This window comes from Secundilactobacillus silagei JCM 19001 (assembly GCF_002217945.1).
Classification (GTDB): domain Bacteria; phylum Bacillota; class Bacilli; order Lactobacillales; family Lactobacillaceae; genus Secundilactobacillus; species Secundilactobacillus silagei.
The window spans coordinates 236,806-260,362 of the sequence record NZ_BCMG01000001.1 but is presented as its reverse complement, the minus strand read 5'-3'; the positions used below and the strand labels follow the sequence as shown (position 1 = coordinate 260,362).

General features: G+C 44.4%; 25 protein-coding genes. 9 read left to right on the top strand and 16 right to left on the bottom strand.

What is annotated here, in order from left to right:
• Positions 1 to 2: 2 nt before the first annotated feature.
• Positions 3 to 791 (bottom strand): CPBP family intramembrane glutamic endopeptidase, encoded by a 789-nt coding sequence (locus tag CES79_RS01225; RefSeq protein ID WP_159459439.1) that lies wholly within the window; start codon positions 789 to 791, stop codon positions 3 to 5.
• A 64-nt stretch (positions 792 to 855) separates the two neighbouring features.
• Positions 856 to 1,593: a sulfite exporter TauE/SafE family protein gene (locus CES79_RS01220; protein ID WP_089136080.1), complete on the bottom strand. Its 738-nt coding sequence runs from the start codon at positions 1,591 to 1,593 to the stop codon at positions 856 to 858.
• A gap of 97 nt (positions 1,594 to 1,690) precedes the next feature.
• Here CES79_RS01220 and CES79_RS01215 point away from each other — a divergent pair, with 97 nt between their 5' ends.
• The gene (locus tag CES79_RS01215; RefSeq protein WP_054653877.1) at positions 1,691 to 2,248 is read left to right on the top strand and encodes a TetR/AcrR family transcriptional regulator; all 558 of its coding nucleotides are present in this window, start codon (positions 1,691 to 1,693) and stop codon (positions 2,246 to 2,248) included.
• Positions 2,249 to 2,500: 252 nt separating this feature from the next.
• Here the strand turns inward: CES79_RS01215 and CES79_RS01210 are convergent, their stop codons facing one another.
• Both CES79_RS01210 and CES79_RS01205 read right to left on the bottom strand, forming a co-directional pair.
• Positions 2,501 to 3,436 (bottom strand): serine hydrolase, encoded by a 936-nt coding sequence (locus CES79_RS01210; protein ID WP_089136079.1) that lies wholly within the window; start codon positions 3,434 to 3,436, stop codon positions 2,501 to 2,503.
• Between the two features lie 105 nt (positions 3,437 to 3,541).
• Positions 3,542 to 4,414, bottom strand: coding sequence for a LysR family transcriptional regulator (locus CES79_RS01205; RefSeq protein WP_089136078.1), 873 nt, complete (start codon positions 4,412 to 4,414; stop codon positions 3,542 to 3,544).
• Positions 4,415 to 4,536: 122 nt separating this feature from the next.
• Between CES79_RS01205 and CES79_RS01200 the strand changes: the two genes are divergently transcribed.
• Positions 4,537 to 5,025 carry a GNAT family N-acetyltransferase gene (locus CES79_RS01200; RefSeq protein WP_089136077.1) on the top strand — a complete coding sequence of 163 codons (489 nt, stop codon included), beginning with the start codon at positions 4,537 to 4,539 and terminating at the stop codon, positions 5,023 to 5,025.
• A gap of 112 nt (positions 5,026 to 5,137) precedes the next feature.
• On the opposite strand, the gene CES79_RS01195 is transcribed toward CES79_RS01200, so the two are convergent.
• From CES79_RS01195 to CES79_RS01155, 9 genes are all read right to left on the bottom strand, one after another.
• Positions 5,138 to 6,556, bottom strand: coding sequence for an NAD(P)(+) transhydrogenase (Re/Si-specific) subunit beta (locus CES79_RS01195; protein ID WP_089136076.1), 1,419 nt, complete (start codon positions 6,554 to 6,556; stop codon positions 5,138 to 5,140).
• On the bottom strand, positions 6,556 to 6,873 hold the full coding sequence (locus CES79_RS01190) for an NAD(P) transhydrogenase subunit alpha part 2 (protein WP_054653869.1): 318 nt from the start codon (positions 6,871 to 6,873) through the stop codon (positions 6,556 to 6,558). The genes CES79_RS01195 and CES79_RS01190 overlap by 1 nt, the downstream gene beginning before the upstream one ends.
• A 1-nt stretch (position 6,874) precedes the next feature.
• Positions 6,875 to 8,098: an NAD(P) transhydrogenase subunit alpha gene (locus CES79_RS01185; RefSeq protein WP_054653867.1), complete on the bottom strand. Its 1,224-nt coding sequence runs from the start codon at positions 8,096 to 8,098 to the stop codon at positions 6,875 to 6,877.
• Positions 8,099 to 8,377: 279 nt separating this feature from the next.
• Positions 8,378 to 9,835: an aldehyde dehydrogenase gene (gene aldA, locus CES79_RS01180; RefSeq protein WP_089136075.1), complete on the bottom strand. Its 1,458-nt coding sequence runs from the start codon at positions 9,833 to 9,835 to the stop codon at positions 8,378 to 8,380.
• Positions 9,836 to 9,897: 62 nt separating this feature from the next.
• Positions 9,898 to 11,019 carry an NAD(P)-dependent alcohol dehydrogenase gene (locus tag CES79_RS01175; protein ID WP_054653865.1) on the bottom strand — a complete coding sequence of 374 codons (1,122 nt, stop codon included), beginning with the start codon at positions 11,017 to 11,019 and terminating at the stop codon, positions 9,898 to 9,900.
• Positions 11,020 to 11,439: 420 nt separating this feature from the next.
• Positions 11,440 to 12,732, bottom strand: coding sequence for an MATE family efflux transporter (locus tag CES79_RS01170; RefSeq protein ID WP_369688655.1), 1,293 nt, complete (start codon positions 12,730 to 12,732; stop codon positions 11,440 to 11,442).
• A gap of 218 nt (positions 12,733 to 12,950) precedes the next feature.
• Complete coding sequence (locus tag CES79_RS01165) at positions 12,951 to 14,237, bottom strand: MATE family efflux transporter (RefSeq protein WP_501193768.1); 1,287 nt, start codon at positions 14,235 to 14,237, stop codon at positions 12,951 to 12,953.
• Positions 14,238 to 14,417: 180 nt separating this feature from the next.
• Positions 14,418 to 15,095 carry a type 1 glutamine amidotransferase gene (locus CES79_RS01160; protein ID WP_089136072.1) on the bottom strand — a complete coding sequence of 226 codons (678 nt, stop codon included), beginning with the start codon at positions 15,093 to 15,095 and terminating at the stop codon, positions 14,418 to 14,420.
• Positions 15,096 to 15,136: 41 nt separating this feature from the next.
• Entirely contained in the window at positions 15,137 to 15,613 is a 477-nt protein-coding gene (locus tag CES79_RS01155; protein ID WP_159459438.1) for a DUF2975 domain-containing protein, read from the bottom strand.
• A gap of 320 nt (positions 15,614 to 15,933) precedes the next feature.
• On the opposite strand from CES79_RS01155, the gene CES79_RS01150 reads away from it, so the two are divergent.
• Together CES79_RS01150 and CES79_RS01145 are read left to right on the top strand one after the other, a co-directional pair.
• On the top strand, positions 15,934 to 16,980 hold the full coding sequence (locus CES79_RS01150) for an ornithine cyclodeaminase family protein (RefSeq protein WP_054653861.1): 1,047 nt from the start codon (positions 15,934 to 15,936) through the stop codon (positions 16,978 to 16,980).
• Between the two features lie 12 nt (positions 16,981 to 16,992).
• A complete protein-coding gene (locus CES79_RS01145) occupies positions 16,993 to 18,117 on the top strand; it encodes an aminotransferase (RefSeq protein WP_054653859.1) in 1,125 nt (374 codons plus the stop codon).
• Positions 18,118 to 18,177: 60 nt separating this feature from the next.
• Here CES79_RS01145 and CES79_RS01140 read toward each other — a convergent pair whose 3' ends face one another.
• Positions 18,178 to 18,612: a MarR family winged helix-turn-helix transcriptional regulator gene (locus CES79_RS01140; protein WP_089136070.1), complete on the bottom strand. Its 435-nt coding sequence runs from the start codon at positions 18,610 to 18,612 to the stop codon at positions 18,178 to 18,180.
• A 235-nt stretch (positions 18,613 to 18,847) separates the two neighbouring features.
• Between CES79_RS01140 and CES79_RS01135 the strand changes: the two genes are divergently transcribed.
• Both CES79_RS01135 and CES79_RS01130 read left to right on the top strand, forming a co-directional pair.
• On the top strand, positions 18,848 to 19,432 hold the full coding sequence (locus CES79_RS01135) for a TetR-like C-terminal domain-containing protein (RefSeq protein WP_089136069.1): 585 nt from the start codon (positions 18,848 to 18,850) through the stop codon (positions 19,430 to 19,432).
• Between the two features lie 66 nt (positions 19,433 to 19,498).
• Positions 19,499 to 20,383 carry a 3-hydroxyacyl-CoA dehydrogenase gene (locus tag CES79_RS01130; RefSeq protein WP_089136068.1) on the top strand — a complete coding sequence of 295 codons (885 nt, stop codon included), beginning with the start codon at positions 19,499 to 19,501 and terminating at the stop codon, positions 20,381 to 20,383.
• Between the two features lie 84 nt (positions 20,384 to 20,467).
• Here CES79_RS01130 and CES79_RS01125 read toward each other — a convergent pair whose 3' ends face one another.
• Complete coding sequence (locus CES79_RS01125) at positions 20,468 to 20,932, bottom strand: MarR family winged helix-turn-helix transcriptional regulator (protein WP_054653849.1); 465 nt, start codon at positions 20,930 to 20,932, stop codon at positions 20,468 to 20,470.
• A gap of 119 nt (positions 20,933 to 21,051) precedes the next feature.
• On the opposite strand from CES79_RS01125, the gene CES79_RS01120 reads away from it, so the two are divergent.
• The 3 genes from CES79_RS01120 to CES79_RS01110 all read left to right on the top strand — a co-directional run bounded on the left by CES79_RS01120 (position 21,052) and on the right by CES79_RS01110 (position 23,182).
• The gene (locus CES79_RS01120) at positions 21,052 to 21,924 is read left to right on the top strand and encodes an MBL fold metallo-hydrolase (protein WP_159459437.1); all 873 of its coding nucleotides are present in this window, start codon (positions 21,052 to 21,054) and stop codon (positions 21,922 to 21,924) included.
• An 18-nt stretch (positions 21,925 to 21,942) separates the two neighbouring features.
• Positions 21,943 to 22,572 (top strand): nuclear transport factor 2 family protein, encoded by a 630-nt coding sequence (locus CES79_RS01115; RefSeq protein ID WP_089136066.1) that lies wholly within the window; start codon positions 21,943 to 21,945, stop codon positions 22,570 to 22,572.
• A gap of 139 nt (positions 22,573 to 22,711) precedes the next feature.
• Entirely contained in the window at positions 22,712 to 23,182 is a 471-nt protein-coding gene (locus CES79_RS01110) for an RrF2 family transcriptional regulator (RefSeq protein WP_054653843.1), read from the top strand.
• A 56-nt stretch (positions 23,183 to 23,238) separates the two neighbouring features.
• On the opposite strand, the gene CES79_RS01105 is transcribed toward CES79_RS01110, so the two are convergent.
• Entirely contained in the window at positions 23,239 to 23,556 is a 318-nt protein-coding gene (locus CES79_RS01105) for a YciI family protein (protein WP_089136065.1), read from the bottom strand.
• Between the last annotated feature and the right edge of the window lies 1 nt (position 23,557).

The window sequence follows — 23,557 nt, the reverse complement described above, 5'->3', positions numbered from 1 at the left end:
GCTCAATTTACCACTGGCTGCCGGGCTATCAACCCGTTAACGTTCACTAAATAAAACACAGCAATCACCAGTAGCGGTATAAAGACAATCAAGTCCACGGCCCAGTTGCCGTTTCCCGTCATGGGCGTGGCAATTGACGGGTCAAAATCGATCAGCGAATGAATGAGAATTCCCACCCAGAGTCCATTTGTCGAAATGCGGATGGCGGCAAACATCATCCCAATAACGAACGCGTAAAAGACCTGCTGCAGCGTGGTCTGAACTGATTGACCACCAACTAGGTTCATCAGGTGAAGCAGGCCAAACACGAGGCTGCTAGCAATTGCCGTCCACAATAACGGCTGTCTTCGAGCTTTAAAAATGCCGAGAAAAAAGGAAAATAGCAGTCCCCGGCAAAGGGTCTCTTCATAAATACCGGCTGAAAGTGCAATAAGCGCAATGTTAAAGAGTTGCAGCGGTTTGGGTGCTACCACGGACATTTCATAAAACTTTCCGAGTAGGATGTTTGCAAAAAACAGCATGATCAATACCAGCCAAGTCCTAATTGGCCGCTGATAGCCGATCCGCCCAGGTGCCGTGATCCGCACCGTTTTAAAAAAGAAGAACATGCACAATGCTAACACGATAGCGAGCAGTAACCGGGCTGCGGCGTAAGGGAACGTGACAATTCCGTGACTAGTCATAACCATTAGGTGTTTTAAGCTATCTGAAACGCCAAAAAAGACCACTAAACTCCCCAAAATGGCACTTAGTTTCCAGTGCTGATCACCAGCGATTTTAAAATGATACATCATAGCCTCCAAGTAAAACGAATTATGACTACGATACCATAATGAGCTGGGTAACCACACCCCTTTAGCGGATGGTGTTGATGCCCATCAAGACCAGCAATAAGGCCATCACCCACTTTACCGCACCCGAATGCGATGTAGATGAGACTTTCTTCACTAATAACGGCGCAATCAGGGCCCCAACAGCAGCCCCGATCATCAGCGGCAATCCCAGTTGCCAGTCAACTTGACCACCCGTTAAGTGCATCCCTGCGCCGATGACACTTAACCCAACTAATACGTAGGACGAAGTGGCCACCGCCTGAAACATATCTAACCCCATAATTAATAGGCCAGCTAAGACTGGACCGCCACCACTGAGGCCGGCAATCCCCACCATAAGGCCGCTTAAGATACCGTACATTGAGGCCATCAGGAGGGTATGTTTTTTCACTGACGACTGCTGGTTTTTCTGAATAACGATCCTGAGACCCAGAATGATCAAAATGATCCCAATTACCCAGCGATAAATATGGTTGGGAATATACGGCGCCAGCAAAGCACCAATCACGACGGCTGGTATGGCTGAAAGCAGCATTTGATTCCCCAGCCGAAAGTTGATCTTCTTTTGCCGATAATACCCCCAAGAACCAATAATTACTGAAGGTAACGAGGTCACAAGCGAGGTCGCGGCAGCGGAGAGCGGCGCAATTTTAAACACCGAAGCTAACAGGCCCAAATAGATGGCGCCACCGCCACCACCCATTGAGATGACAACAATGCCAATGATCAAACCGACAATGAGTAAAAGTACTGTATTCACATTAACGTCTTCTTTCTCGAGATAAAGATCATTCATTCTTACAACTTGTAATTATAAATGATAATGTGTAAAATTCAACTAAAAGGAAGCAGATCATATGACCAGTCGAACTTTAAATACGCATAAAATCGTTCAAACCGCCATGCATTTAATTGAACAGCAAACACCGCTGACCTTCTCCAACATCAGCCGTGAATTAGGGACCCACTCACAAGCGCTCTACAACTATTTTCCCGACGTAACGGCACTGAGCGCCTCCATTGATGAAGCTTATAACGCCAAACTCGTTACTCGATTACAGCAGCAGCTACTGGGCTTAGCCGGTGAAAAAGCGGTGCTTAAATTTGCATCAGTCTGTCGCCAATACGCACTGGAGCGTTTTAAAATCACCCAGTTCGTGCTGGCGATTCCCCGTGAACTGCTGAATGATGGTTCATCAAGTTCTCAAGATTTGAAGAACATTCTGAAACAGATTCTGAGTTCAATGGGCCTTAACGACGGTTTGCTATTGAATGCCATGCGATTGATTCGTAATCTCATTATTGGTGAAATCGTCAACGTGGGCCGCGGCTGGTTTACAACCGAAACGGTCGAAGAAACCGTTAGTTTTCAGCAAATGCTGTTAGTTGCCTTGCACCACTTGGATGAACTATGACACCAACATTGAAGCCACGTAAAAGAGGCCGTGACATAAGTCTATATTGGTAAGTATTTTAACTGTCTTCTTAACTGAAAATAGCAAAAGAATGACCATTTGTTCAATACTTCAATATAGTCTAATCGTGTTCTAAAACTCAGATTCCGGCCATTTAACTCAAAAAAGCCTGTTCCGACAAAGTTCGCCGGAACAGGCTTTTTTGAGTTAAATTCTGGAATCTACCGAGTTTTGTCGCACACTCTTTTCATATTAATTATAAAGTTGATTGACCTGTTTCGTCGTGGTCTGACCATAGACGATGTTTTGCACGTTCTTGGTGATCTTAGCAATCTTGGGGAAGCCGCTAAAGCCGTGCTGCCCATGACCGTGCGTCATAATGGCGATTGCATACCGCTGACCGTTAGGCAACGTCACAATACCGGCATCGTTGTTATACGACCACAGCCAGCCGACTTTATTGGTCACGGTTGAACCCGGAGTAGCCTGAGCTGCTCCGGCTGGAATACCCGAACGGTAAACCTGACGTCCCATTAAGGAAAGCACCTGACTGCGATTTGCCGCATTGTCAAAGGGATAGCGTGATTGATCGAGTTTCCGCATCACGGAGACTAAAGTCGCTGAAGTCGTTTTGGCAGCTTGATTAGCGACGAACGGATGTGAATACCAGCCCTGCTGTTTGACGAAGTTGTTCATATTATTGAGGCCATACGAATTCAAGTACCCTTCGGCAAAATCATTTTGGCTGTGCACGATCATTTCTTGAAAGCCAGATGAATTGAGAATGCTCTTATCTAGCGTACCGGCATCGATCCGTGATAACACGTTAGTAACGATAAACATCTTATACGTACTGGCTGACGTGTAGGCTTTATGGGCATTGGGACTACCAACGGCTAACTGACCAGCCTTGTAGAACCCCGCGCTGTTACTGGAACCGGCTGAAGTGGTCGAACTAGCGCCTAAGTTATAGAACGAAACGCTGACGGTACCATCCTTGCTGACTGAATTGACATATTTTTGCAGTCGCTGTTTCACTGCACTTTGCTGACTCGTAACCTCTTTTTGCGTTGGTGCAGCGTGGACCGAGGTGTTAATCAGCCCAGCACCCAGAAATAGGGTAATAGCAGAAATAATGAACAGTAATAATGGCAAATGGCTTTTGGTGGACCTATAGTGTCTCCCCATCACGACTCATTCCCTTCGGATTGTTTTCACTTGTATTATACACTTTCGAACTGCTATTACTTGAAATTTAAGTCATTTAGTGATTAAAGAATGGGTTAAGAATTGCTATTGACGCCGTATTTCATTGAGGAAATCGACAAATACTTTGCCAGCAACAGTAAGCTGTCGATACGCATACACAGCCGTTAATTGATTTGCAGACATGGCAGTCGGAATCGTCACTAACTTTCCGGCAGTTAACGCATCCTGCACACAAAACGTCGGCAGAAAAGCCACCCCTAAGCCAGAAATCGCCGAATTGCGGATGGTTTCAATGCTCCAAAGTTCCATGTTGGGGCGTAAACGGATGTGTTTTTCAGCCAAATAATCGTTAAATAGTTCTAAATAACGAGCGTGCGGATCATTCATCAACGCACAAACTGACTTGTCCTGATTCGGTGTAATGAAGTCTTCATCAGCTAATTGCGGTGCCGCCACCAGTGACAGTGAATATTTTTTGAGCACCCCAGTATGAATCGTGGCTGGATACAGCCGCACATCGTAATGCACCGCGATATCCACTTTTCCGTCAAGCATTTGCGCATAAATGTCATAACAATTGAGTACCCGAATCACCAGTTCGACGTTTGGTGCCTGCTGTTTAAAGCGCTGGAGTACACCCTGCAGCTCATAAGTCAGCAACGTTTCCGGTACGGCCACGACGAGCCGCCCCACCAACCCATCCGCGTGGTCAGCAAAATGATTCAGAGCAGTGGCATCGGTCAGTAATTGATTGATCAGTGGCATAGCGGCCTTACCAGTGCTCGTAAACACCATCTTCCGACCCACTTTGGTGAAAAGTTTGAAACCCAGCTGTGTCTCCACTTGTTGCACCTGAAAAGTCACTGTCGATGGCGCATAGTTAAGTAACGCAGCTGCCTTTTGAAAACTGCCTACTTCATTGATTGTTTGAACCGTTTCAAGATACTTAAGCTCCAAATGTTCTGCCCCTTTTCTTAATACTTCAATGTTATCGAATTAACCGTTTAAATATTTCTACTATACTGAACTAATAGCTGCTTATATACTATCAGTTATTAGGAAATATGAGGAGGTTTTTTATGAGAATTACAACGTTTAAAAACGATCCAACCGTTGTTGCCGAACTGGTAGATTTGATTCTGTACTGTCAAAACACGGAAGCTAAGCTGGGCATCACCATGGCTGAACAGCCAGATGTGTTCGCCATTTCCGATTACTATCAGACTTCTGGCGGGCAATTTTGGGTAGCACTTGATAATACTGACCACGTTGCCGGCTGTATCGGTCTTTTACGAGTTTCAGCAACTACCGCGGTACTCAAAAAATTCTTCGTTTACCCGCAGTTTAGAGGCCAGCCAGTGAGGTTAGGCTGGCAACTTTACCAAAAACTGTTACAGCAAGCAAAGGTTCTTGGCTTTCAGCGACTGGTTCTCGATACACCGGAAGCTGAACACCGCTCGCACCTTTTTTATGAACGCCAGGGATTTAAACAGTGCCGTTACGAAGATTTAGGCGTTGACTATGCCTTTCCAAATCGAAACAGCCGCTTCTACACACTCGCATTATAAATGCACTACTTTAACGCAAAAATGGCCACTGACGGGAAATCCCATCAGTGGCCATTTTACGTAGTCTGAACTCACCTGCACACCTAACAGCGAGCAAATGAATTAAATTCTATCATTGATCCAGATACTCTTTGGTTGAAGCAATGATTTCTTGCAGACCCTTCTTAGCATCTGAGAAGAACATGCTGGTCTTATCATCAGAGAACAGTGGGTTTTGAATGCCGGCATAACCAGTACTCATAGAACGCTTGATAACAACGACCGACTTCGACTTGTCAACATCCAAGATAGGCATCCCAGAAATAGCGGTATTTGGTTTACGTGCTTCTGGGTTGGTAACATCGTTAGCACCAATGACTAATGAAACATCGGTGTTTTCAAACATTGAGTTAGCATCTTCCAATTGTTTCATTTGATCATATGGCACATTAACTTCAGCTAACAGCACGTTCATGTGACCAGGCATCCGTCCAGCAACTGGGTGAATAGCATAGTTAACATGAATACCATTATCCGTCAACAACTTAGCTAATTCAGCAACTTCATGTTGAGCTTGGGCAGCAGCTAAACCATAGCCAGGAACGATCATAACGTTCTGGGCATAAGCCAGTTGAACCCCAATATCATCAGCAGAAGTTTCCTTCACGTTAACGGGTACATCGTCAGCAGCTGAAGTACCGCCAGAATCACCAGTACCGAAACCACCGGCAATGATGTTAGCAACTGACCGGTTCATGGCAGCAGCCATTTGCAAGGTCAAAATGGTACCAGCAGCACCAACTAAGGCACCGGCAATGATCAAGACTTGGTTGTTGATAACGAAACCAGCCATGGCAACAGCTAAACCAGTGAAGGCGTTTAACAGTGAAACCACAACGGGCATATCGGCACCACCAATAGGAATGGTCATTAAGATACCAAAGACTAAACTGGCAACAATAGCGGTAACTAAGGTCCAAACACTAGTTGGGAAGCCAACCGTCAAGACGATAGCAGCGATAATAATCAAAACCACGATACCGTTTAATAACTTAGCGCCTGGAAAGGTAATTGGCTTACCAGAAACTTTACCAGCCAATTTACCAGTAGCAATCAATGAACCTGAGAAGGTAATGCTACCAATAATCAGGTCCAAGATAACGGGTAGTGAAAAGGCAACGGATAAAGAACTGCCATTTGCCTTGCTCAAATAATCAAAGGTCCCAATAGCGGCAGCGGCACCACCACCAACGGCGTTGAATAGACTAACCAGTTGTGGCATATCGGTCATTTTAACGGTTCGGGCACGATAAACACCATAACCAACACCAAGTACCAGAGCAACTAGTAAGATCCACCAAGCTGCCATAGTGGTATCATTCTTTTCCAACACGATCAGGAAAGTCATGACAACGGCAATGATCATACCAACAAATGATAATCGGTTACCATTACGGGCGGTCTTAGGCGTCCGCATCATGTGCAGACCCATCACGTAGCAGATCGCACTGATCAAATAACATAGAGAAACAAGTGTCATTAACCCTGACATTACTTGTCGCCTCCTTTATTACTATTACCCTTGTCCTTAGGCTTCGAGAACATTTCAAGCATCCGATCGGTAACCACATAACCACCGGAAACGTTAATGGCACCAAGAAATGCCGCAATAAAGGCAATCACGTAAAAGGTTGTCGTATTAGCTTCCAAGGCGACCAAAATCGCACCGACAACAACGACCCCATGAATCGCGTTGGCACCAGACATCATTGGGGTGTGCAGCGTTGCTGGAATTTTACTAATAACTTCAAAACCAACTAATAAACTTAATACAAAAATGGCTAGATTCGTATATAATTCCTGACTCATTCTACTCAGCTCCCTTCGACTTTGCTGGTTGCTCAGCTTTTTCGTCGGTTTCGTCCTTAGCTGGTTCATCCTTTGGCAACGGAGCGAGCTTAAGGGCATCACGCAAGCGTGCGTTAATAATTTCACCATTCGTAGTTGCAGTCAGTCCACTAAAGACATCATCCTTAGGGTCAATGTTGAGGTTACCATCTTTATCGACCATGGCATTGATCACTGCCTGAACGTTCTTGGCGTATAACTGTGAAGCTGAGTTTGATAATTCACTGGCAAGGTTATTGCCACCAACGACCGTAACTTGATTATCAGTAACGATCGTTTCATCTGGCTTACTGCCGGCAACGTTACCACCAAGATCACTGGCGGCTAAATCAATGAAGACCGTCCCAGGCTTAGCGTTATCAACACTAGCTTGAGGTACCATCAACGGTGGTTTGTGACCAGGTACTTGGGCCGTGGTAATGATGATATCGTTATCGGCGATGAATCCGGCTAATTCCTTTTGTTGGGCAGCCGTTTCTTCTGGAGTCAATGCCCGAGCATAACCACCGGAACCAGCACCGTTAGAAACTGAACTGGTTAAGAAGTTAGCACCCAAGGATTCAACTTCACCCTTAGAAGCTGGCCGAACATCATAACCGGAAATAATAGCACCCAGCCGCTTAGCAGTCCCAATGGCTTGCAGACCGGCAACACCAGTTCCAAGAACTAAGACCTTCGCTGGCTTAACGGTACCAGCAGCGGTGATCATCATTGGGAAATACTTAGAATAGGTATCACTGGCAACCAAGGCTGCTTTATAGCCGGCAACACTGGATTGAGAACTCAAAACATCCATCGTTTGTGCCCGACTGATCGTCCGTGGCAACAGTTCAAACGATAATGCACTGACTTTCTGATCAGCTAACTGCTTCATCTTGTCAGGCTTAATGAGCGAACTCAATAACCCTAAAATAACTTGGCCAGACTTCAAAGCCTTCAGTGTTTCATCACTGGGCAGGTTAATTACCGCAACGATATTAGCTTGAGACAGCGCAGTCTTTCGATCAACCACTTCTGCGCCAGCCTTTTTATAGCTGTCATCGTTGTAATAAGAAGCAACCCCTGCTCCCTTCTCGATCAAGACTTTCATGCCGGACTTAATCAGTCGTTTGGCAACGTCTGGATCGATGGCAACCCGTTTTTCATGGGGCTGCTCTTCCTTTAAAGCAGAAACCACAATACTCATCAAAATTACCTCCACTCCATAATTTGAAGTATTTTCTGAAACTTTAATTTCAAGCAGCCACTCGCCCTCATTGAACAGCGGTCACTCAGTGAAAGCCTTTGACTGATATTGAAACTAAGGTAGCGCACTTACAATCATAGCTGCAAGTTACATCACCAATCGAAATAATTTGCATTTATAATTGTAAACGGTACCATCTATAGCTTAACAGAAAAGGTACCTAGAGACAATCACCCCTAGATACCTTTTCCTAAAATTGTTTTACAAAATCATTTTACTTTAAGCTTTTTGTGGGTGACCTTGTAAGTAAATAACGTGAGTGTTCAAGAATTCATCGATACCGTGACGACCATCGTCACCACCGATACCTGATTCCTTCCAGCCTGAGTGAGACCCATTCATAGCTTCAAAGTTAAACCGGTTGATGTAGGTTTCACCATCTTCAAGTTCGTTGGCAGCGCGTTGTGCGTTATCAATGTCCTTGGTGAAGATTGATGAAGTCAAACCGAAGTCACTGTCGTTAGACATTTCAATGGCATCATCCAATGTCTTGAAGGTAACGACTGGCAGAACTGGTCCGAAGATTTCGTCCTGGATAATTTCGGAATCCTGCTTAACGTTGGTAATAACTGTTGGTTCATAGTAGAAACCATTTTCGATTTGAACTTTGTGACCACCAGCAGTGATCTTACCACCGGCCTTAACGGCACGGTCAACCATACCAGATACCTTGTCCAAGGCAGCTTGGTTGATCAGAGGGCCAATGCCTGAGTCTTTGTCAGTGATTGGGTTAGCAACCTTGATAGCTGACATCTTAGCACTGAGCTTCTTGATGAATTCATCAGCAACACCTTCTTGAACGTAGATCCGTTCACAGTTGTTGCAAAGTTGACCATTGTTGTCGACACGTGAATCAATAATTGATTGAACGGCCAAGTCAATGTCAGCATCATCCATGACAATAGCAGGTGCTTTACCGCCAAGTTCCAATGAAACTTTAGCCATATGAGTAGCTGCAGAAGCCATGACATGCTTACCTGAACCAACAGAACCAGTCAAACTGATAATGCCGATCTTCTTGTTCTTTGATAATTCGTCACCAACAACTGAACCTGGTCCAGTAACGAAGTTAACAACACCCTTTGGAATACCAATCTTGTCAACAATCTTGGCAAATTCAAGAGCTAAGTTTGGTGTATCTGAACTTGGCTTCATAACGATGGTGTTACCAGTTACCAAAGCCGGACCCATTTTACGAGCAATCAGGAAGAATGGGAAGTTCCATGGGAGAATCCCAGCTGCAACACCGATTGGTTGCTTCGTAATCATAATGTTTTCATTAGCGTTGTCGGATTGAAGAATTTCACCTTCGTAAGTCCGAGCAGCAGATGCCATGTAATCGAAGTAGTCTGCTGAGAACATAATTTCAGTCGTTGCTAATGAACGAATCTTACCTTGTTCTTCTTGGAGCATATCGATCAAATGATCTGCATCCTTACGAACTTCGGTAGCAACATCATGTAAGTACTGGCCACGGGTTGCGGCTGGTACGAATTTCCATGTTTTTTCAGCTTCATAAGCATCATCAATGGCTTCTTGAGTTTCTTCACGGGTTGCGCTAGGAACTGTCGAAATCTTCTCACCAGTTGATGGGTTGATAACAGTCAGTAACTTACCTGACTTGGAATCTTTGAATTCACCGTTGACATACATTTTATAATGTTTTAATTCTGACACGGTAATTGCTTCCTTTCAAATCAAATTAAATTAAACTTTATTTCTACTATATTAGTTAACTATTACTTGCCTGGTACGTAATCTGGGTCGATGACCAAAACAGGCTTGATCGTCTTACCACTACCAGAATCAGCATTAGCTTCGTTGATTTGATCGAACTTGTAGAACTTTTCGGTCTTATCAAAGTCGAACATCCCTTGTTGATAGAACTTGATCAAACGAGGAACATCGATCTGTGGTACAGCATCGCCCATGTTGACACCGATTACTGAACGGTCGCTAGTGCAAAGATCGTTCCAAGTATCCAGATCAACATGGTTAGGAGTAACGGCGATGCAAGCTGAAGTGCCGCCTTGTGCTAAGGCTTGGATAGAATCTTCCATGACCTTCTTAACACCGGTAGTATCAACAGCAAAGTCAACACCATGACCATCAGTTAATGACTTGATCTTTTCAACAGCATCTTCACTCTTGCTGTTGATAACATCAGTAGCGCCTAATTCCTTAGCAAGCTTCAGACGTGAGTCAACAACATCGACCGCGATAACGGTAACACAGCCAGAAATCTTACCAGCCATCATAGCTGCAAGACCAACGGCACCAGTACCGAAGACGGCGATTGTTTGACCTGGACGTGGCTTCAAAGTATTTAAGACGGTACCACTACCTGTAACGTAGCCACAGCCCAGAGGTCCTAATTTACGTAAGTCAAGGCTCTTGTCAACCTTAACAGCGTTACGCTCACGAACAACAGTAGTTGTAGTGAATGATGATTGGTCAAACATATCAGCAACATCTTTACCGTTTTCAGTAAAGTGAGCACTGCCATCTGGACGAACTCCTGATAAGTTATTAGCCGCGTAGTTCAAGCATTGTGTTGGAACACCTTTCAAACAGTTTACACAATTTCCGCAACCATAGAATGAAAGTACAACGTGATCACCGACTTTGAAGTTTTTAACTTCTGGGCCGATCTTTTCAACGATTCCTGAACCTTCATGACCGAGGATAATTGGGTAACCAATTTCGGCGTCACCTTTACGTAAGGCTTCATCAGAATGACAAATCCCTGTAGCTACCATATGAATCTGCAAGTCATCTGCTTGCATTGGTGCTAATTCGACGTCATCGCGCATTTCAAATGAAGCACCCTTTTTATCAACAACTGCTGCTTTGATACGCATAACTCCATCATCTCCAAATGATTAATTTAAACAAATTAAACAAAATAATTAGATGAAAGTTGAGATGAAAATCAATTTACAAATTATCCTTAAAACGCTAATGATAATTAAAAAGTTATAGTTTCATTCGTATGAAAGGATTGCTTGTGAATTGCTTCTCATTTGCTTACAACTCTGTTATAGCTCTTTTCCAGCAAAAAATAAAGCGTTTACAGAAAATAATTTAATTATTTTTTTCTTAGAAAAATTAAAGGCTTGCTATTTTAATCACATAATATGCGATAACTGAAAGTAATCCTAGTTTTCATATTTATATTTATTTAATCCAGTGATTAAACCAGAAAACGGCCCGCTTATACGGAAAGAACCGTTTCATAAGCGAGCCGTTTTCATTTTTTTACGATATTAAGATAGCGAGCCTTACCAGTTTTCAAACGCCTTACCGTTAGGTCCAAACTGACGATAATACAGCCCTAAACCGATAATGGCTGTAATAATATCCGCAATTGGTTGTGAGATAATCACCCCTTGATAACCCATCACCGCGGCCAGGATAATAATCACAGCTGCAAAAATCACGCCTTGACGAGAAACCGACATGATAAATGCATCTAATGGCTTGTTGACTGACTGAAACATCGTGGTGAAGACCATTGCAGCGCCAATAAATGGCGTTGTGATCAGGAACCAGCGCAGCATATAACTGGCCGCCTGAACCACACTTTGGTTCTTCATGAATAACCCGCACAGGCCTGGTGCAACAACCATCAGTCCCAGGGCAATCACGAACGCAAACACAACGTTTACCAACAGATCAAATTGAATGATCTTCTTTAGACGCTGCTTATTTTTAGCCCCGTAGTTATAGCCAATCAATGCTTGGGAACCAAAACTAAAACCAACCAAAACCATGATGACGATGGTTTCCACCTTCATGGCAATGCCGAAGCTGGCCACTTTAGTCGCCCCATAGACAATTAAAAAGTTATTCATTAAAGCCGTTCCCAGCATGTTCATAAAATTAGTCACTGATGCTGGCAGACCAATCATTAATACATCCTTAACTTCCCTCAACGGAATCTTGATTTGTCGGATATGGATATGAATATACCGCGTCCGTTTAATGGTATAACCAACTAAAATAGAGTCCGTCACTATGTAACCCGCAACCGTTGCTAACGCCGCACCAGCTGCGCCTAAATGGAAGCCGAAAATAAACAGCGGATCCATAAAGATCTTCAATACCGTCCCAGTTACCGTCCCAATCATCGACTGAACGGCCAACCCCTCAGTTCGCAAGGTGTTGATGGGAACTAACGACACGATAACTAAGATGCTGGCAGCCGCCATAATTTCGTAATAAATATTGGCATACTGATAAGTACTGGCCGAAACCCCTAATAGATTCAAGCCTTGGCGCTTGAAGACAAACATGCAGATCATCACAATAATACTTAATAACAGCGCACTATAGAAACAAAAGCTGTTGATTCGACCAGCCAGTTGATATTTCTTTTTGCCCATTAATCGTGAAATAGCGGAACTGCCGCCCAACCCAAACATGTCCCCTAATGCGACCATCATGGGATATAAGGGCGTACACAGTGTAATGCCCGCGACCAAATTAGCATTTTGCGTTTGCGCAATAAAAAAGGTATCCGTTAGGTTGTAAATCATGGAAACCACGGTACCTAAAACAACTGGTAACGCCAGTGTAAAATATGCTTTTGGTATCGGTGCCTTTTCAAACAGCTCAACGATACTATCATCTCCCCAAAAATGTTCATAAAGGTCATGGTATCACAAGTTGAACGCCGGATAACGGTAAAATTGATGGTTTACCAAAATTACCCAGCAACTGACAGTACAGTACTGTCAGTTGCTGGGTAAACCGGAAATATATCCGGTAAGAACCGTTTAATAAACGCACCTTACCATTTTTCAGTCACTTTACCTTTAGGCCCAAAATCACGATAATACAGTCCTAAACCGATAATGGCTGTAATCACATCTGCAACCGGTTGTGAGACGACCACACCTTGATAACCCATGGCAGCTGCCATGATAAAGATCACTGCCGCAAAGACCACGCCTTGCCGGGAAATCGACATGACGAAAGCTTCTAATGGCTGATTGACCGACTGAAACATGGTGGTGAAAACCATTACCGCACCAATAAACGGCGTGGTGATCAAGAACCAGCGCAACATGTAGCTGGCTGACGAAACCACGCTTTGATTCTTCATGAATAGACTGCACAGGCCGGGTGCAATCGCCATTAATCCCAGCGCAATGATAAAGGCAAACACCACGTTTACTAGCAGGTCAAACTGAATGATCTTCTTTAACCGCTGCCGATTTCGCGCCCCATAGTTATACCCAATCAGCGCCTGAGAACCAAAGCAGAAGCCAACCAGCACCATGATCACGATGGTTTCAACTTTAATTGCGATTCCAAAACCCGCAACTTTATTCGCACCGTACACGATCAAAAAGTTATTCATTAACGCCGTCCCCAGCATGGTCATAAAATTAGTCATGGAAGCTGGTAGACCAATCATCAAGACATCTTTGACCTCAGCTAACGGAATGCGCATTTGCTGAATATAGACCTGCAGATACCGCGCCCGTTTAACGGTATAACCAATCAGAATGGTATCAGTCACAATGTAGCCGACAACGGTTGCCAAAGCAGCCCCTGCAGCCCCTAAGTGAAAGCCGAAAATAAACAGCGGGTCTAAGAAGATCTTCAAAACCGTACCCGTCGCCGTCCCAATCATCGATTGAGTAGCTAAGCCCTCAGTCCGTAAAGTATTAATGGGTACCAGTGAGATAATGATCAAAATACTGGCAACCGCCATAATTTCATAGAAAACATTGGCATATTGATATGTGCTGGGTGTCACCCCTAATAGATTCAAACCCTGTTTTTTAAACGCAAACAGACAGATCATGACAATGATTCCCAGCAGCAGCGCGCCGTAGAAACAAAAACTGTTGACGCGGCCAGCCAACTGATACTTTTTCTTCCCCAATAACCGTGAAATAGCGGAACTGCCGCCTAATCCAAACATGTCACCCAGGGCGATCATCATGGAAAACAGCGGTGTACAAAGCGTAATGCCGGCAACTAAATTGGCATTTTGCGTCTGCGCAATAAAAAAGGTATCCGTTAAGTTATAAATCATGGAAATAACCGTCCCAAAAACGACTGGCAATGCCAGTGTAAAGTACGCTTTGGGTATTGGTGCCTTTTCAAACAGCTCAATGATACTATCATCCCCCTAAAAAATGTTCATAGAGATTATGATATCACAAGTTGAGCGCTGGATAACGGACAAATTTAAGGGTTTACTCCATTAAAGCATCAGGCACAACTACCGGTTAATTAATGGGAATCAGTGCTTACGTGTCATAAAATCAAATAGGGTCGCAATTGCTCGCTGATTGTCTGTGGGAACAGCCGTTTTTAAGATTGCTGCTGGCGTTTGCTGCAGCGCATTATGCGTCTGCGCGTACTGGCCGTCATTGATGACCATCGTCCGCACGTTGATGGCTTTCGGCTCCAAATGAAACTGCAGGCCAATAACGTTATCGGCTAATATAAAGCCCTGATTTTTAACTAGGTCACTGGTAAACAGCAACTGGGCTTCTTTGGGGACCTCAAACATCTCTTCGTGCCAGTGCAGTGCTGTCAGCTGCTTGGGTAAACCGGGAATTACATCGTTTTGCCGATAGACCGGCGCCCAGCCAACTTCTTTATGTGGTGCTTTAGTGACTTGATAACCCAGCGCTTTAACAATCTGCTGAGCGCCAAAGCAAGCCCCAAAGATCGGTTTATGCTGGGCTAGGAGTTGTTTGATCAGTTGTCGTTCCGCTGCAATCCAATCAACATCGTCATTAGGGCTCATCGGACCGCCCAAAATCACTAACATATCGGTATCGTCAGCGCTGGGCAGAACACCGTTGAACTGATACGGGTGGTAGATGTAAAGTTGATATCCGTGAGCCTCAGCCCAGTCAGCAATGCTGCCAGGTCCCTCACTTGGTGTGTGCTGTAAAACATTTATTCTCATGATTTGTTTTTCCCTTCATTTCAATTAGTTATAGTCGTCAATCATTCACTGTCGTTACTGACGTGCTTAAAAGCGACCGCGGTGGCCCATAGGCGCTGCAAAATGGCAAAGAAAACCGTCATGAAGAGCCAAACTGCGTAGAAAATCAACCCCATGGCCATGACGCCTGGGGCATCAGTGCGGTCCGCTACTAGGTAGATTCCCGGCAACATGGTCAAGGCGCCCAGCTGAATTCCCACACACGACCACTTAAGCGCCACGAATAGCTGCACCGTTTTAGCGGTAAAGACCAGTTGCTGGCTGATCAAGTGCAATAACTGCCACGCAAAGACTGCTAAAACAATGAACGAAATGGCGCTCACGTACAAGCCAATCGTTAACGCGTACGCTTGAAGGGCTGGCATTCCAGCCGGAACCGCGTGAATGGGAATCCGCCAAAAAAGCAACCCGGCCAGTAAAATGACTAAACAACTCGCTGCCAGCAAACACAGCTGCAAAAACCAACTGCGGATTTTCATGAATGATCGTCTTCTTCCGTTTTCGTCTATTATATCTGAATGCGCTGTCATTTTGATTGTTTTAAACCGAACTTAGCGAATAATCAATAAATGACTGGTAGCTAGAATCCTCCCATAAATTAAATTTAAATTGACTTCCAAATTACAGCATGCTAAACTCATGTCAATTAAATAAACTTGGTTGGTATGTCACCGGATATATTCAACTATAAGCACAATGGTATTTGTTATTCTACCCGTAGGTACGGCGCCGCATGGCGTTACAAGGGTTGAATGATGAATACCTTTTTTCTTTTTTACTATTCTAAGGAGGCTTCAGCATGCGTGTATTAAATGCATCTGATTTACAAACAGTATTGGACTTTCCAGGCGTTATTAACGTGGTTTCGGACGCTTACCGGGAAAAGACAACCGGTGAGGGCACCATTTGGCCAATGATCTACCATGAATTCATTGCCGATCAGGCCGATATGGACATCCGTTCCGGTTACCTGAAATCACAAGGGGTCTACGGGATGAAATTACTGTCCTGGTTTGCCGGTAACGATGCTAAACAGTTACCTGAACTAAACGGAACAGTAAACCTCTACGATGATGCTACCGGCTTACCTAAAGGCATCGTCAACGCCGCTGCTTTGACCGGCTACCGGACTGGTGCCGCTGGTGCCGTGGCTACTAAATTCTTGGCTAACCCCAACGCTACGAAGCTCTTGCTAGTGGGTTCCGGTTCCCAGGCTGCTTACCAAGTCATGGCCGAATTAACGGTCTTGCCTAAGTTAAGTGAAGTAACCATCGTTAACCCGGTTAACCCAGCAGAAGCTAAAACCGTGGCGAAGAAACTCACTACCCAGTTAACCAGACAATTTTTGCCAGCCATTGACCAAAATAGTGCGGACTATCAGCGACTGGCTGACCAGCTCGCACAGCTTAAAGTGAATGCCAGCGAAGATCTTAAAACGGCTACTCAACAGGCCGAAGTGATCGTCACCGCAACGCCATCAACTAGCGCTATGATCCAAGCTGGCTGGGTAAAGCCAGGGACTCACATTAATACGATGGGAGCCGACATGGCCGGTAAGCAAGAGGTTGATGAACAGCTCTTTAACACCGCTAAGATCTTTGTTGATGACCGGACACAGGCTGCTAGTGTGGGTGAAGCCCAAACGGCAGTTAAAGCCGGCATCGTCACCGAAGATCAGCTGCCAGAGATTGGTGATCTACTGGCCAAAACTACTGAAAATCAGTGGGATCCGCAAACCGTCACCCTCTTTGACAGTACCGGTATCGCCCTGCAAGACATTGCCGCGGCTAACTTAGCATTGGACAAAGCTGCTCAATTAAACCTCGGTCAAACAATTAACCTATAGGAGAATACGATCATGAAAATGAAAACTTTTGGTGTCGAACAATGGATGAACGAATACGAAACAACTGCCACCTATAATTTAGGCGAAACCTGTGTCTCACCACTGTCGTTGCACGCGTTGCTGAATCTCACACAAACCAACGAAACTGAATTTACACAAAAGATGCTGAATACCCGGCTCACGTATGGAGATATCGTTGGCGCACCTGAACTGCGGGCCGGCATCACCCAACTGTATCAAAACTTAAAACCGGCAAACATCGTAACCACACACGGTGCCATTGGCGCTAACAGTTTGGTACTGACCACCCTCGTCGAGCCCGGCGATGAAGTGGTCGTCGTCACCCCAACTTATCAACAGCTGCAATCCATTCCAGAAGCGATTGGCGCCACCGTGCGGTTATTAGCCTTGAAGCCGGAAAATGACTACCTGCCAGATATTGATCAGTTAAAGGCCCTGGTCAATGACAAAACTAAATTAATTATCCTCAATAACCCTGATAACCCTTCTGGCTCATTAATGCCACAGGAGCACCTGCAACGGATCATTGACGTGGCCAAATCCGTTGATGCCTACATTTTGTGCGATGAGGTCTATCGTCATTTGACGCAAACAGACAACTATTCCCCTTCCATCATCGATTTATACGCTAAGGGCATTTCCACCAGCAGTATGTCAAAAGTCTTCTCGTTAGCTGGCCTGCGTCTGGGCTGGGTGGCGACTCACGATGAGGCCTTCATGCAGACGATTTTGTCACACCGCGATTACAACACCATTAGCTGTGGCGTGCTGGATGAAATGGTGGCCGAAGTGGCTTTAGATCATAAGGACGCTTTACTGAAACGTAACCGTGGCATCGTCCGGAAAAACTTAGCCATTTTAAGTGACTGGGTTGATTCTCAGCCGCATATCAGCTGGGTCAAACCGCAAGCCGGTACCACCGCATTGCTACACTATGACTTTGACCTGCCAAGCGAACAGTTCTGCGACCAGCTGTTTAAGCAAACTGGCGTATTATTAGTTCCTGGTGCCGAATTCGACGTTGAACATGCGCTGCGAATCGGCTATGCATTTGAGAGTCAGGAACTGCAGAATGGATTGGACCAGTTAAGTGAATTTATGAAGACCCTTGGTTAATAAACTTAATGTAACCAAAAAAGTGAGCCCGCAATTTGCGGACTCACTTTTTTAATCACCTTAATGCTGAAGGTCTAACGCTAGCTTAATGTGGTTTAAGTTAGTGACCAACCCAGTTCTTTCATCTTCTGGAACCGCCAGTTTAACGGTATCCTCCAGTTCGTTGAAAACGCGGTCAATGGCAACCAGTGTTTCACTCCCCTTAACCGTCAAATTGAGCTGCTTTTGCCGCTCATTAGTATCGGGAATTGTCCGGGTAATGTAACCCTGTTTTTCCAATGACTTCAACATATTAGTTACCGTGGCATTTTGCCGATTTAGAAATTGGGCAACTGTTTTTTGAATCGTATTGGGATGTTCGCCAATGAATTTAATTAACCGTGCCTGCTGATTATTAAGCTCGATTTCCTTTAGCCGAACGTTAACCAGTTCAATTTCGCGACTGACCAGGCTATGCAGCCGATCAGCGATGCTACTTGAATCGTTACTCCTCATGTTCTATACCTGCCAATTTAAGATTGTGACCAAACAATTCGTAGCTCTTATTGTTGTAGTCATAACATTAATAGTAACAACTAAGTTGACCGTTGTCTATTATATAAACACAATTTATTAAATTGGAAAGGCATTCACACGACTAACCCTGGTATTACTGAATTAATCAATCTGATTAACGCGATTATGCTAAAATTTAGGCAGTCGATCAAATCTTTGAACTGAGGTGAAATGAATGCCCATTTCCGATGCACGTCCGAGTGACCTTGACCTATTTCATGCCCTAATTGAGTTACTTAACGCTGGCGAGTCGTTAGATAAAATCAGCACTCGTCATTTGCTGACTCAAGCAGATGTCTCAAAGTCGACTTTTTATCGCCATTACGCCGATAAATTTGCCTTCTACGATTGGGTAGCGGATTATCTGCTCAGCCAGCTGCAAGATACCGATTATCATGCTGCAACACCACTGTCATTTTATAAACGCTATTTTGAAAAATGTCAGACTTATCGACTGGCGTATAAGTCCTTTATCGTCAACAATCACTGGCTGGAATTTGAAAAACGTTTGTTAGACGTTGGCATGGCTAACTACACGGCAATCCTCAGTCGAATCGATCAGCCAGATATTCCAGTCGCAACCATTGCTTCCTATATTGTGTCAGCCCACGTTGGTATGGCAATTAACTGGCTGCGGACAGATGATTCCAGTACGCCTGACGAATTAGCGAAACAGCTGACACGATTAACAACTGGTGCGTTGGCTGCTTACCACATTGATTTTGCAGCTCTTTTTAAATTGGACGTGGGACACAATTAACCATTCTGGCTCTCCTTATTCGTTATCACTGTTCCTATAATTGATAACAAACAAGGAGGGTTTTTAATGACCATTAAAAAACTAACGGTTGCCGGTGGCGGTGTATTAGGTAGTCAAATCGCCTACCAGGCAGCCTACAAAGGCTACCCAGTAACAATTTATGATATCGATCAAGCTGCTTTAACGGCTGTGAAAACGCGGATCAACGCTTTACGTCCCAGTTACCAGACCGATTTACAGGCAAGTGACGCGGACTTCGATGCGGCCCTATCACGGTTGACCTACGTGAGTGACCTAGCTGAAGCCGTTAAACACGCTGACCTCATCATCGAAGCAATTCCTGAGAACCTTGATTTAAAGACTAAATTTTATCAGCAGATCAGTGAATTGGCACCCGCTACAGCGATTTTTTCCAGCAATTCATCGAGTTTGCTGCCAAGTCAATTAGCCCCTGCAACTGACCGGCCAGCTCGATTATTGAACATGCACTTTGCCAACCATATTTGGGTCAACAACACGGCGGAAATTATGGGCTCCTCTCAAACTGACCCCAAAGTTTATCAAGAAGTTGTGACGTTCGCCAAATCAATTGGTATGATTCCTATTCAGCTAAAGAAGGAGCATTCCAGCTACATTCTAAATTCCTTACTGACCCCATTGATGGCATCCGGTATGTCGTTATGGGTCAACGGCATTGCTGACCCGCAGACCATCGACAAAACCTGGATGATTGCCACTGGAGCAGCCATGGGACCATTTGGTATTTTGGATATGATTGGTGCCCGCACACTGACAGCGGTACCACTGCCTGCTGCTATTGATCCCGATGGCAAGATCACTGCCAGCTTAAAGCAACGGCTAGCTGACGGTAAACTTGGCGTAGAATCCGGTGAAGGGTTCTACCACTACCCTAACCCTGAATTTCAACAGCCTGACTTTTTAAAAGCTTAAATCATTTACAATTTTAACGATAAAAATGCCACCACAAGCCTAAATAGAGACTTGGATGGCGTTTCTTTTAAAAGCCAACTATCTTTAGTTTTCCTGACCATTTCTAGCTGCCAGCACCGCTTCAATATCGATCTGTTCTGCCCGCTTTTTCAAGCCAGCTAGGTTGGCTGCTAAAGCGGTCTTTTCTTGGTCTGAAAGACCTTCTAAAATAATCGAATCCCAAAATTGCATCTCGTCAATGATCTTGGTGACGTATTTAGTCCCAGCAGGTTCAATATAGACCTGTTTCGTCCGCTGATTATTTTCATCAACCACTCGCTTGATGAGTCCATCGGCTTCCATCCGTTTTAAGCTTCGCGCCACCATGGCGTTGTCGACTGATAAATTATGCCCAATTTGATCCTGAATAATGCCCGGGTTTTCTTTGACGTTGATCAAGATAATGGCATCAACTTCCTTGATCCCCATTTTCTTAATAACTGCTTTCATGAACGCTTGAGTTTTGCGCGAAAAGACACCGACCGAAATTCCGATACCTAATGATGCCAAAATTGATCACTTCCTTCGACATTAAGAATAGCAAAAATAAATGTTTTTATCAACTATTGACAAAAACAATAGTTGATGATAATCTTTAGTCACTCAATTGATGGGAAAGGATGATATTAATGGTTAAACAACAAGTCCCCGGATACTTTAGATACCCCCTTGGTGATTATGAGATCACCGCTTTATATGATGGTTTCGCCTGTGCCAATGGCGACGTTTATTTTGGGAGCAATCCTAAAACGGTCGAAAAAATTTGGGCAGACAATTACACTAACACCACTGTGATTGATGGCCGAACGAATATCAAAGCGGATTCCAACGCCTACTTAGTCGATACTGGCAAGCAACTGTATTTGATTGATACCGGTAGTGGGAAAGTTCTCGGACCCACTATGGGCAAAATGCTAGCTAATTTGAAAGCTGCCGGCTATCAGCCAGAAGACGTTGATAAGATCATGTTGACCCATGCTCATCCTGACCATATTAACGGTTTGGTGCTCGATGATCAGATGGTCTTCCCTAACGCCACGGTTTATTTGAAACAATCCGACTACGATCTTTGGGTCAACATTCTCCCTAATCTCAAGAGTCTATTAGCACCTTATGAACAGAAAGATCAGTGCGTTTTATTCAACGATGGCGACCCGATTGCAGATGGCATCACGGCCATTCCATTACCAGGACATTCGATTGGTCACACCGGCTATCAGATTGAATCTGCTGGGCACAAGCTGTTTGCTTGGGGCGATATCATTCATGACGCGGATGTGCAACTTGCCAATTTAGACGTTGAAGTCGTCATTGGTAAGATGGATGAAAAACGAATTGCTATTGAAATTGCAACGGCTAAGAAAACAGTTGAACAGGTGGCCAGCACGCAAGAATTAGTTGCCGGTGCCCACCTGCCATTTCCTGGCATTGGCCACATTGTTAAGAACACGACAACCACGGGCTACCGCTTCATTCCCGTACATTATAATGACGTTAATTAATTAAAAGGAGACTGCCATATGACAAAAGACTTTCATGAAGTTGTTTTAGACCAAACTGATGATGCAGAAGTCATGGACCGATTAAAGATTCGTGAATTACTGGAATACGAACGCTACACCAGAGACAACGGCTACTTCGATCAGGAAGGTGCCTGCTACAGTGATGATGCTACTATCCACGTTTCCTGGTTCAGCGGTGCCGCTAAGGATTACATTGCCAAAACTAAGGCTGCCGGTGGCGGTGGCTCTAAGCATAAAATGAACAGCACCATGATCTGGTTAAATGGCGATAAAGCGATTGCCGAAATGTCCGTCACCATGCTGTCTCCGCGCCAAGAAATCGATGGTAACGAATTTGACCTGGTTTCTTACGTTCGCATTTTCAGTGAACTGCAAAAGATCAATGGTCAATGGAAGATCGTCTATGGCGACTGCATTTACGAACGTGACTCACTGGTACCAACCCTACCTGGTTCAAACTTAAAACTCGATAACGATAAAATTAATCAGTATCGTGAAAGCTATAAATGTCTTTGCTACGTCCTTTCACGTTCAGGTCAAAAAGCTGATCAAGGCCAGCCTGGTGATGACAAACCAGAAACGGTTGAAAAATTGTATGCTGAGGCCAGTGAATGGTTCTTTAACTAAATATCAAAAAGAAGTACGCCAACTGGCGTACTTCTTTTTTTGAATTCATCGTTTAAAAACCTCTCAAAAGTTGCTTACTCCCCCGATTAGCATTAGAGTAATATTCAGTAATCCTATAATCGATCAAAAGGAGTAGCCTATGAAAATTAAAATTGGCGTTGAACAAGCCATCTACGTGGTTGTGATCCTCGCTCGTCAGCAGGATCAGCAGCCCCTGAAAAGTAAATTACTGAGCCAGATTTTACAGGTTTCTGACTCCTACCTCCACAAAATTACCCGTCAATTAGCCGTTCAGCATATCATCACCACCGATGCCAGCAAAACTGGTGGTTTAACGCTCGCTCGTCCGACCAGCGAAATTTCACTATTAGATATCTTTGAAGCAATTGAAGGTCCTGATTCATTTGCCTCTTGGAATAATCTGCGTGACCAGGTACTGCGCTTAGACAACCACGCGTTTGAACAAAAATTCGACCAGGTCAATCTACAATTCAAGCAAGCTGAGAAGAACTATAAAGCCACCCTAGCGAAACTCTCAATTGCCGATTTATTAAGTGATGAAACGGCTTCGTTCGTGGACTGGAACGACATTGCAGATACTAACAACTAAAAACAGCACCGTACAGCCTAAATGGTTGTAAGGTGCTGTTTATTTACGAACGTTAACTAGTCGTCCTGTGATTCAAACCGACTTTCATCCAAATTACCAAACTGCGGTTTCCACGGTGTAATGGTCATCGAAGTAATCAGATCATGCTGGAAATAGGGATCTTGATGGATCAATTCCATCAAAGCTGCTTTATCGCGAACCGCAAAGATCAGGATAGCCTGACGCTTATGGTCACCCTCACTGGGTCCCGAAACGATTAAATCACCGGCAGCCACGTGTTGTTTCAGATACTTAATGTGTGCCAGCAAATATTTCGTCCAGCCCACCATATCATCATGCGTATAAGTGACGACAAAAACTTTCTTTTTGGCCATG